This is a genomic window from Rhizobium sp. 01T444, from assembly GCF_056398305.1.
Window position 1 is genome coordinate 1 of the sequence record NZ_JBFTPD010000274.1, and the last position, 606, is coordinate 606.

The 606-nt window shown below is 65.5% G+C and carries 1 protein-coding gene; it reads left to right on the forward strand.

Features of this window, described 5'->3' with window-relative positions; genetic code table 11:
• Positions 1 to 50: 50 nt before the first annotated feature.
• The coding region (locus AC1DTN_RS38415; RefSeq protein ID WP_477925438.1) for an acyl-CoA dehydrogenase family protein at positions 51 to 606 on the forward strand (556 nt) is incomplete at its 3' end.

Below are 606 nucleotides of genomic sequence, written 5' to 3' on the forward strand. Positions count from 1 at the left end.
GGCGAGGCCCGCCACCTGTCGCGCGACCGATTCATGAAGGAGACAACCCCATGCACGATCCCGGCCTGAACTTCGACCTGGGCGAAACCATCGACTCGTTGCGCGACGCGATCCAGGATTTCGCCGCCGAAGAGATCGCGCCGCGCGCGGCCGGCATCGACCGCGACAACCTGTTCCCCGTGGATCTGTGGAAGAAGCTCGGGCACCTCGGCCTCCACGGCATGACGGTCAAGGAAGAGTTCGGGGGCACCGAGCTCGGCTACCTTGCGCACATCGTCGCCATGGAGGAGGTGTCCCGGGCCTCGGCCTCGGTCGGGCTTTCCTACGGTGCCCACTCCAACCTGTGCGTGAACCAGATTCACCGCAACGGCACTGACGCCCAGAAGMAGAAGTACCTGCCCAAGCTGGTGAGCGGCGAGCATGTGGGCGCGCTCGCGATGAGCGAGCCCAACGCCGGGTCCGACGTCGTCAGCATGAAGCTGCGTGCCGAGAAGAAGGGCGACCGCTATGTGCTCAACGGCGGCAAGATGTGGATCACCAATGGCGGCGACGCCGACACGCTGGTGATCTACGCCAAGACCGAACCTGAAATGGGCGCCCGCGGGA